General features: G+C 67.2%; 11 protein-coding genes and 1 pseudogene. 3 read left to right on the top strand and 9 right to left on the bottom strand.

The window, feature by feature from the left end; all coding sequences use genetic code 11:
• The 9 genes and pseudogenes from J7495_RS19225 to rph all read right to left on the bottom strand — a co-directional run.
• Positions 1–374: pseudogene (locus J7495_RS19225) on the bottom strand (hypothetical protein); the annotation flags it as partial.
• A 130-nt stretch (positions 375–504) separates the two neighbouring features.
• Positions 505–1,554, bottom strand: coding sequence for an RHS repeat domain-containing protein (locus tag J7495_RS19220; protein ID WP_294058584.1), 1,050 nt, complete (start codon positions 1,552–1,554; stop codon positions 505–507).
• A complete protein-coding gene (locus J7495_RS19215; RefSeq protein WP_294058582.1) occupies positions 1,551–1,769 on the bottom strand; it encodes a hypothetical protein in 219 nt (72 codons plus the stop codon). Before J7495_RS19215 ends, J7495_RS19220 begins: the two co-directional genes overlap by 4 nt.
• A gap of 409 nt (positions 1,770–2,178) precedes the next feature.
• Positions 2,179–2,727, bottom strand: coding sequence for a molybdenum cofactor guanylyltransferase (locus tag J7495_RS19210; protein WP_294058581.1), 549 nt, complete (start codon positions 2,725–2,727; stop codon positions 2,179–2,181).
• A 74-nt stretch (positions 2,728–2,801) separates the two neighbouring features.
• On the bottom strand, positions 2,802–3,353 hold the full coding sequence (locus J7495_RS19205) for a tail fiber protein (RefSeq protein ID WP_294058580.1): 552 nt from the start codon (positions 3,351–3,353) through the stop codon (positions 2,802–2,804).
• A 19-nt stretch (positions 3,354–3,372) separates the two neighbouring features.
• On the bottom strand, positions 3,373–3,906 hold the full coding sequence (locus J7495_RS19200; RefSeq protein ID WP_294058579.1) for a tail fiber protein: 534 nt from the start codon (positions 3,904–3,906) through the stop codon (positions 3,373–3,375).
• Positions 3,907–3,942: 36 nt separating this feature from the next.
• On the bottom strand, positions 3,943–4,482 hold the full coding sequence (locus J7495_RS19195; RefSeq protein WP_294058578.1) for a tail fiber protein: 540 nt from the start codon (positions 4,480–4,482) through the stop codon (positions 3,943–3,945).
• A 235-nt stretch (positions 4,483–4,717) separates the two neighbouring features.
• Positions 4,718–5,356 carry an RdgB/HAM1 family non-canonical purine NTP pyrophosphatase gene (rdgB, locus tag J7495_RS19190; RefSeq protein ID WP_294058576.1) on the bottom strand — a complete coding sequence of 213 codons (639 nt, stop codon included), beginning with the start codon at positions 5,354–5,356 and terminating at the stop codon, positions 4,718–4,720.
• Positions 5,357–5,360: 4 nt separating this feature from the next.
• Positions 5,361–6,080, bottom strand: a complete 720-nt coding sequence (gene rph, locus J7495_RS19185) for a ribonuclease PH (RefSeq protein ID WP_294058575.1) — start codon at positions 6,078–6,080, stop codon at positions 5,361–5,363.
• A gap of 228 nt (positions 6,081–6,308) precedes the next feature.
• Here rph and J7495_RS19180 point away from each other — a divergent pair, with 228 nt between their 5' ends.
• The 3 genes from J7495_RS19180 to J7495_RS19170 all read left to right on the top strand — a co-directional run bounded on the left by J7495_RS19180 (position 6,309) and on the right by J7495_RS19170 (position 8,132).
• Positions 6,309–6,773, top strand: a complete 465-nt coding sequence (locus tag J7495_RS19180) for a PEPxxWA-CTERM sorting domain-containing protein (RefSeq protein WP_294058573.1) — start codon at positions 6,309–6,311, stop codon at positions 6,771–6,773.
• 215 nt (positions 6,774–6,988) lie between these two features.
• Positions 6,989–7,489, top strand: a complete 501-nt coding sequence (locus J7495_RS19175; protein ID WP_294058572.1) for a PEPxxWA-CTERM sorting domain-containing protein — start codon at positions 6,989–6,991, stop codon at positions 7,487–7,489.
• A 115-nt stretch (positions 7,490–7,604) separates the two neighbouring features.
• Positions 7,605–8,132, top strand: a complete 528-nt coding sequence (locus tag J7495_RS19170; protein ID WP_294058571.1) for a DUF6438 domain-containing protein — start codon at positions 7,605–7,607, stop codon at positions 8,130–8,132.
• Positions 8,133–8,144 lie beyond the last annotated feature (12 nt).

The following is an 8,144-nucleotide window of genomic DNA, read 5'->3' as shown; positions in this document are numbered from 1 at the left end:
GTGGTCACCTTCTGCGCGGAGGCGAACGCCGACCAGTCGCTGTCGCTCGTGCCGTTGACCGTGCCGACCTCGACGTCGGTCACCCGGCCCGCGCCGTCATAAGTCGTCTTCTGCGCGCGCCGCTTCAGCGATCCGCCGCCGTCGGGATCGGCCGAGACCATGCCCGTCTGTCGCCGCGCGGCATCATAGCGGAAGGTCGTGGTGTCGGCGCTCCCCGAAAGCGGCCCGTCGGTCGTGAGCACGTCGCCAAGCGGCGTATAGGTCACCGTGGTGACGGCGCTCAGGCTGTTGTCGCCTGCGGCCTGCGTCACGCTGGTGACCAGGCCGTTCGTGTCATAGGCGGCGCTGGCCTTGGTCTCGTCCGACGTGCCCACGCAACCCGGCGCCGCATTGGTGCGGCACGCCGAGACCCCGGTGACGAGATATTCGCCGTTGGTAAGCGTATAGCTGTAGCGCGTCTCCGGCCGTGTTCCCGATCCGCTCGGGGCCGGGCGGTCACTGCGGTCACCCCGCCATGCGTGCTGTCGTAGGTATAGTCGGTGGTCTTGCTGCGCGCGTCGGTGGTGCTCGTCGCTCGTTGCACGTCACCGGGTTCGTGCAGGTCGAGGGATAGCTCGCCGTCTCGACGATGTCCGACAGCCCCGAGCCCGACTTGGCGACCTTGCGAACCTCGGTGACATTGCCGCGCCCGTCATAGGTGTAGTTGACGTAGTTGCCCTCAGGCGCGGTGACTCGCGTGAGCCGGCCATAGCCATCATAGGTGTAGCTGGTGGTCTTGCTGGTCGCATCGGTCACCGAGGTCGGCCGGCCCGTCGTCAGGTTCGAGACGATCACGGTCGAGTGGCTCTGCGCATCGGTCACCGTCATCGTCGCGGTGCTGCCGCTCACCGAGCGCGAATAGCTGGTGGTGATGCCGTCGCGCGTTACCGAGGTGACCGCGCCGGTGGTGCCGCCCACCGCGAAGCTCGCGCTGCCTTCGCCGGGCCGGCGGATGCTGGTCGCAGTGACGCGCCACCTGTTGCCCGCCATATCGGTCACGTCGACCGTGCCGCTCGACGGGTAGGCGTAGGTCACGCTCCCCTGGATCGTGCTGCCGATTGCGGTGTTGCGGAAATCGGCCCGGGTGCGTTTGAACCAGTCGCTCGGCGTAGGCCCGCCGGTCGACGTGCTGTTGTCGGCATAGGTGAAGGTGACCGAATAGCCGTAGCTGTTCGCGATGCTCGCGAGGCGATGGTCGTAGCTGACGCCGCCGGCACCATCGGAGAGCGAATAGAGATCCCAGCTGAGCGAGACCGTGCGCCCGTTGGGGCTGGTGACCGTCGTCGGCAGCAGGTCGCAATTGCCCGTGACGTAGAAGCCGCAGAGGCCCGAGGTCTCGTTCTCCGAATCGCCGCCCGAGGGGTTCTCGAACAGGATCGTCGTCCCGTCCGCGGTCCGATAGACATAATGCGCCGCGTCGGTCTGCGTCAGCACGGCGCCATTGGCCTTGGCGTTGGTATAGCTAAGCCCCGTGAACCGATCGCCGGTTCCATCCTCACGGCCGATCGTGATCACCTGGCCACGGTCACGCGGTTCTCTGCCTTGTCGTAGGTGTAGTTCGCTTGGAGGTTGTTGTTCACGCTCCCGCTGTGGCTGACATTCGTCAGCCGCCCGCGCGCATCATAGCTGTAGTTGATCGTCTCGTTGCCCATTGGTGCCGCCGAGGGCGCCGCAGCCGCAGCGAGGACGATGAAGGTCAGTGCCACGATTGGCGCGATCAAACCTCGCATCAGAGTTTCCCCCGCAAGGATGCCCAATCGGCCCGCCGCCGTTCGGAACATATCTAGAACAGTGTGAATTCCTACATTGCAAGGCCAATGCTGCCTACAACCCAGCATCGGTATCAAACCGCCGCCTGCGCGTCCGCCAATCGAACCCGCGAGATCGATTGCAGACGAGTCGATGGCATCGGCATCTCAAGATCGACCGCGTTCTTGAGCAAGCGAGATCGAATCCGTTTTGATACCGAATCCGTCAGCCAGGCTGTGTCTGGCGAGATCGTACGGACAGGCCTTTTCCCGTACCCACCAAAGTGCTACACAACTGCCCGCAACGTGGGTCGAAAAGTGTCGGATTTCTGCGGTTTTCCGGACAGTCTCGCTAATCTAGCCCTGTCCACCAGCCGCCGCGGCGACTTCTTCACTTCCCGGCAGCTTCCCCGCGCCGCAGAGCGACGAGGTCGGCGGGGGCGTTGACGTTCGGCAGGCTCGGTGCTGGCACCGCCGCCGCGCGTGCGCCGACCAGCTTCAGAAAGGCGCGGATCGAACGATCGTCGCTCGCAGCCAGATGGGCGTCCAGCACGGGCGCGAGCGTCGCCGGCCAATAGCCCGCCAGCGGCTGTCCTTCGAGCGCCGCCGGCCCCTCGCCGATCAGCGCGCGGGCGACTTCGGGCGGGAAGCGGGGCATGTCGCAGCCGGTGGCGAGCACGCCGGCGAAGCCATGTGCCGCCGCATGGTGGAGCGCGGCGTTGAGTCCGCCGAGCGGGCCCATGCCCGGCCGCGGGCGATCGGCGAGCGAGAGCGATCCCGGCACTTCGCGGCCGCATATCGCGACCGCTTCGCACCAGGGCGCGAGCGCCCGGAGCGCATGATCGAGCAGGCTCGCGCCGTCGAGCAGCGCAAGCGCCTTGTCGCTGCCGAAGCGAGTCGCGCGGCCGCCGGCGAGGACCGCTCCCAGGATCCGAATCACATTGCCGGCATAGCATGGGAACACCCGTCCGCCGAAGGCTCGCGCCTCCGGCGGACCGAGTGCATCGGGTCAGCTCAGTTCCGCGACGGGAAGATGCCCTCCACGGCGATGCACGGCAGCAACGCGAGATAGGGCTGCATGTTGTTGTGCGGCTGGCTCCCGCCCGTCACGCCCACCATCAGCGGGTGCATCAGCACGGGATTGTTGCGCGGCGGAGTGTTCCACCCGACCGCGCCGCCCGCCGTCGTTGCGAGACGCGTAAGCCAGAAGCCGACCTGCGGCGAAGCGACGGTACTCGCGTTGCTGCCGGTCAGGATCTTCGTATCCGCCGCATGGTTGTGCGACGGAATCTCCGTGGTCAGCAGCGTCACCGATGGCGTGCCGGTCTGTTCGCCGAGCGCATAGTCAGTGAGCCCGGGGCCCTGGCCCGCGTTCACCATCGCCTGGCCCTGGAGGTTCGGCAGCGCGAAATTGGTCTGCCCGTTGCCGCCATAGGTGGTGCCCAGGATCGAGAAGAGCGCCGTGTTCTGCGCGATCGAGAGCAGCTGGCCTGCACAAAGCATCCAGCCGCGCGGCGCGAAGTTGAATCCGACCCAGCGGATTTCGCCGAGATAAGGTTGCACCATGTTGCTTCTCCTCTCTGGCTCAATTCTGCGACGGGAAGATGCCCTGAAGGGCAATGATGTAAGTGATCGCGAGGATCGGCATGATGTTGTCGTGCGGCTGGTTGCCGCCCGTGTTGGTGATCGTATCCGCCGGAAGCGGCGCATCCGCCGGCGAGGCCACGTTGGAGTTGAGGTAGAAGATGCCGTTCTGGTCGGGCGTGCCGGGCATCAGCCCGGACGGGTTGGCCGCGGTTCCGCCCGCCGTGGTTGCGAGGATCGCGTGGTTGTGTTGCGGGATCTGCTGCGTGATCAGCGTCACCGTCTCGGTGCCCGATTTCTCGCCGAGCACGCGGTTGGTCAGCCCCGGCCCCTGGCCCTGGCTGAGCGCGACGCGACCGCGCAGGTCGGGAAGGCCGAAGGTGGTGATGCCGTCGCCGCCATAGGTCGTGCCGAGCAGCGCGAAGAGCGCGTTGTTCTGCGCGATCGACAGCAATTGTCCGCTGCAGGTCGCCCAGTTGCGGGGCGCGAAATTGCCGGCGAACGGACGAATCTCACCAAGATAATATCCGGTCATTGGTCGATTCCTTGAATTCGAGGTGCCGGCGGCGCGTCAGTTGCGCGACGGGAAGACGCCCTGGAGCGCGATGCAATAGGCGAGCACCAGATAGGGCTGCATATTGTTGTGCGGCTGGTTGCCGCCCGTAAGGCCGCACATGCCGGGCGCGAGCGGTACCTGGCTGCCGGGGCTGGCATAGGTGTTGATCGGCGAATTGTTCGCGCCGGGCAGGTGCGGCGACGAAAGATAGTTGTTCGCCGGCGCCGGACTGTCGGCGGAGGTATTGTCGGCCTGCCACATGTGATTGTGCATCGGCAGTTCCGTGACGATGAGCGTCACGCTCTCCTGTCCGGCGACCTCGCCTTCCACATAGGTGATGCCCGATGGCGACGTGCCGATGCCGATCGGTGCGCGGCCGCGCAGATCGGGCAGCGCGAAGGTGCTGACGCCGTTCCCTCCATAGGTGGTGCCAAGTAGTGAGAAAAGTGCCGTATTCTGTTGAATGGACAGGATTTGCCCGGCGCAATAGGCCCAGCCTTTTGGCGCGAAATTATAAGGCATAAGGCGGACTTCGCCCAGAAACTGCTGGCTCATCGATTGCCCCTCCGTTCCCTAGTCGAATAAATGCGCGCCGACCCGCACGGCTCGCATGGACGCATGGCCTATCGCATAAGCGATTACGCAGGAACTCTACTCTTACTCGAATATGGCATGGTTCTGCCGTCGCGACCAAGCGCAATCGACGACAGACGCGCCAAGCCGTTTGCCGCAGCATTCTACGGCTCGTTTCTGGATGACAATGAAATGAAGCGGCCGTTACTGGCCGCCCTCAAAGTACCGCGGCGACCAGTTGCTCGAAGGCGCGGGCACGATGACTCATGCCATGCTTGGCGTCGGGGTCCATCTCGCCGAAGGTGAGGCTGCGGCCCAGCGGCACGAACATCGGGTCGTAGCCGAAGCCGTGCTCGCCCCGCGGCGGCCAGGCCAGCGTGCCGTCGACCCGGCCCTCGAACCATTCGACATGGCCATCGGGCCAGGCGAGCGCCAGCGCGCAGACGAAATAGGCGTCGCGGCTGGTGCCTTCGGGGAGGGCTGCGAGACGCTCCTCGACGCGCCGCATCGCCAGGGCGAAGTCGCGCTCGGGCCCGCCCCAGCGCGCCGAGAAGATGCCGGGCTCGCCGCCCAGCGCCTCGACGCAGAGGCCCGAATCGTCGGCGAGCGCCGGCAGGCCCGAGAGGTCGGCCGCCTGCAGCGCCTTCAGCTCGGCATTGGCGACGAAGGTGGCGCCGGTCTCCTCGGGCTCGGGCAGGTCGAGTTCTGCGGCGGAGACGGGCTGGATGCCGAACGGGCCCAGCAGCGCCTCGATCTCGCGCACCTTGCCGGCATTGTGGCTGGCGATCACCAGCCTGCCGGGGGTGAGCTTGCGGATGGGCTGGGGGGCCGGCATCTCCACCTCGTCGTCGGTCATCGGTCTATGCGCCCTTCACTGCCTGCGCCTGCGCGTCGAAGATCCGCGTGCAGCCGATCCGCGCCAGGCGCAGCAGGCGGAGCAGCCCTTCCTCGTCGTAGCATGCGCCCTCGGCCGTCGCCTGCGCCTCGGCGATGCGGCCGTCGGAGAGCAGCACGAAATTGGCGTCGGCGTCGGCCGCGCTGTCCTCGACATAATCGAGGTCGAGCACCGGGGTTCCCTGCCAGATGCCGCAGCTCACCGCGGCGACCTGCTGGCGGATCGGATCCTCCGCGATCAGCCCCTGCGCCATCAGCCGGTCGATCGCGATGCGCAGCGCCACCCAGGCGCCCGAGATCGACGCGGTGCGCGTCCCGCCGTCGGCCTGGATCACGTCGCAGTCGAGCGTGATCTGGCGCTCGCCAAGCAGCTTGAGGTCGGTGACCGCGCGCAGCGACCGGCCGATGAGGCGCTGGATTTCCTGGGTACGACCCGATTGCTTGCCCTTCGCCGCCTCGCGGCTGCCGCGCGTATGGGTGGCGCGCGGGAGCATGCCATATTCGGCGGTCACCCAGCCTTCGCCCTTGCCGCGCAGGAACGGCGGCACCCGCTCCTCGACGCTCGCGGTCACCAGCACGCGCGTGTCGCCGAAACCGATGAGCACGGCGCCTTCGGCGTGCTTGGTGAAGTTGGGCTCGATGCTGATCGCACGCATTTCGTCGGGGGCGCGGCCGGAGGGGCGCATTCTATTCTCCTGAGGACTGGTCGGCGTCCGCCCTAGCCTCGCGACGCTCCGCACGCCAGCCTTCCTCTGTTTTCAATCCCTTCGGCACCGCATCGCGAAATTGTAACAATTGCTTAACGAATGTTTGTCGCGCTGCACAAAAATATGGTAAAGAACGAATCGGAATCGGATCGTTCTGGGGAGATCGACATGACGAAAATCAGGTTTTTCATCGCGTTGTGCGCTGCAATGATGTTTGCGGCGCCCGCGAACGCGGCGACCTTTCTCTACACGCTGACCGGCTCGGGCGGGACGCCGATCGTCAAGTTCACGCTGGACAGCCTGCCGACACCCAACAATTCGAGCGCCTCGGGCTTCCGCGTGAACGGCGTGCTGGTCTCGGTCGGCCCGCTCTCGGCGCTGCGCTCGATCGTGTTCCTCACCACCGGCGGCCTGCAGATCCGCAACGGCAGCACCGTCGTGCTGGGCCTGGGCGCGACTTCGAACGACCGGCTGTTCACTGGCCTCCCGGGCGACCCGGTCATGAAGAGCGGCAGCTTCTCGCTCACCGGCACCTCGGGCGCCTTCTCGCTGCTCGTCGCCGCCATCCCCGAGCCGGCGACCTGGGCGATGCTCATCCTCGGCTTCGGCGTGATCGGCTTCGGCATGCGCTCGCAGCGCAGCCGTCCGCGCCACAGCGTGGCGCTGGCCTGACCTCGAAAGCGGCATCCCGGCGAGACCCCTCGTCCCGCCGGGAGCGACCGAACGATCGAACCCCGTTCCGGCCGGGCGCGGCCGGGGCGGGGTTTTTCGTGTCCGCGTCCCGTTCCGGCACCGCGGCGTTCCCTGAGCAATGGTTACCAAAGCATTGATCGGATTCGAGGAAATGTTACGGTGGCCGATCAGATGATTCGGGTGGGGGATTCGCCATGATGAAGATCAAGTTCCTGCTGCTCGCCCTTCTCGCCACGCTGGTGGCGGCGCCGGCGAACGCCACGCAGCTGCTCTACACGCTGACGGGCGCGGGCCCGCTCGGCGCCAAGATCACCTTCCAGATCAAGGACGAGCCCGATCCCACCGCGTCGAACGCGCTCGGCTTCACGCTCGACGGCGTCACCGTGAACCTCGGGCCGCTCTCGGGCATCCGCACCATCGCCTTCGTCAACACCGGCGGCCTGCAGATTCGCAACGGCGGCACCACGGTGCTCGGCCTCGCCGGCGGCGCCAGCCCGCGGCTGTTCACCGGCACCACCGGCAATCCGACGATGAAGACCGGCGATTTCACGCTTACCGGGTCGTCGGGCACCTATCTGCTCCACGTCGCCGCGGTTCCCGAGCCGGCGACCTGGGCGATGCTGATCCTCGGCTTCGGCGCGATCGGCGTCGCGCTCCGCACGCGGCCGGCGCGCCGGGCGGCGCTCGCGGCGTGACCCGCTTCGGGTCCGGCGGGGCTTGTCTCCCGCCGGACCCGTTCAGCCCCGCGAAGGGTTTCCCCGTGCATCAGGCAGCGGCGGCCGGTTGATCGGCCGAGCCAGGGAGGCGTCGATGCGCGGACGTTGGACAGTTGCTGCGGGGATGGTGGCGGGGGCGCTGGCCCCCATGCTCGCGGGTTGCGCGGGCGGCGGCGGCAACGGCCCGGGGCGCCCGATCCCGATCGAAGGCGATTCGATCAGCTACGAGACCGGCCCGTGCTTCGGCCGCTGCCCGGTCTATGCCGTCACGGTGCGGCCCGACGGCAGCGGCGTCTTCACCGGCAAGCGCTTCACTGCGGTCACCGGCGAGCGCGAATTCCGCCTCACGCCCGACCAGTATCGCGCCTTCGCCGCGAAGCTCGCGCCCTGGCGCCCTGCGAGCGGCGAGAAACGCTATTCCCCCGGCGAGCCCGGCTGCGAGCACGCCGCGACCGACCTGCCCAGCGTCGATATCACCTGGACGCGCGCGATCGGCGACAGCCAGCACCTCTATTATTATTACGGCTGCCGGATCGGCGACGGCGAGCGCCCGATCGCCGACGCGCTCGGTCAGGCGCCCGACCTGCTGCCGATCGAGGCCCTGATCGGCCCGCGGCCCTGAGGCAGACTCGCG

The organism is Sphingomonas sp. (assembly GCF_017745215.1).
In the GTDB taxonomy this organism is placed as follows: domain Bacteria; phylum Pseudomonadota; class Alphaproteobacteria; order Sphingomonadales; family Sphingomonadaceae; genus Sphingomonas.
Note: the sequence above shows the minus strand (reverse complement) of the source record. Positions and strands in the feature narration are given on the sequence as shown.

Bases quoted from the DNA above. Each gene is read 5' to 3' on its own strand.
- J7495_RS19215 (WP_294058582.1), bottom strand. From the start codon at position 1,769: ATGCGAGGTTTGATCGCGCCAATCGTGGCACTGACCTTCATCGTCCTC.
- J7495_RS19180 (WP_294058573.1), top strand. From the start codon at position 6,309: ATGATGTTTGCGGCGCCCGCGAACGCGGCGACCTTTCTCTACACGCTG.
- rph (WP_294058575.1), bottom strand. From the start codon at position 6,080: ATGCGCCCCTCCGGCCGCGCCCCCGACGAAATGCGTGCGATCAGCATC.
- J7495_RS19170 (WP_294058571.1), top strand. From the start codon at position 7,605: ATGCGCGGACGTTGGACAGTTGCTGCGGGGATGGTGGCGGGGGCGCTG.
- rdgB (WP_294058576.1), bottom strand. From the start codon at position 5,356: ATGACCGACGACGAGGTGGAGATGCCGGCCCCCCAGCCCATCCGCAAG.
- J7495_RS19195 (WP_294058578.1), bottom strand. From the start codon at position 4,482: ATGAGCCAGCAGTTTCTGGGCGAAGTCCGCCTTATGCCTTATAATTTC.
- J7495_RS19205 (WP_294058580.1), bottom strand. From the start codon at position 3,353: ATGGTGCAACCTTATCTCGGCGAAATCCGCTGGGTCGGATTCAACTTC.
- J7495_RS19200 (WP_294058579.1), bottom strand. From the start codon at position 3,906: ATGACCGGATATTATCTTGGTGAGATTCGTCCGTTCGCCGGCAATTTC.
- J7495_RS19175 (WP_294058572.1), top strand. From the start codon at position 6,989: ATGATGAAGATCAAGTTCCTGCTGCTCGCCCTTCTCGCCACGCTGGTG.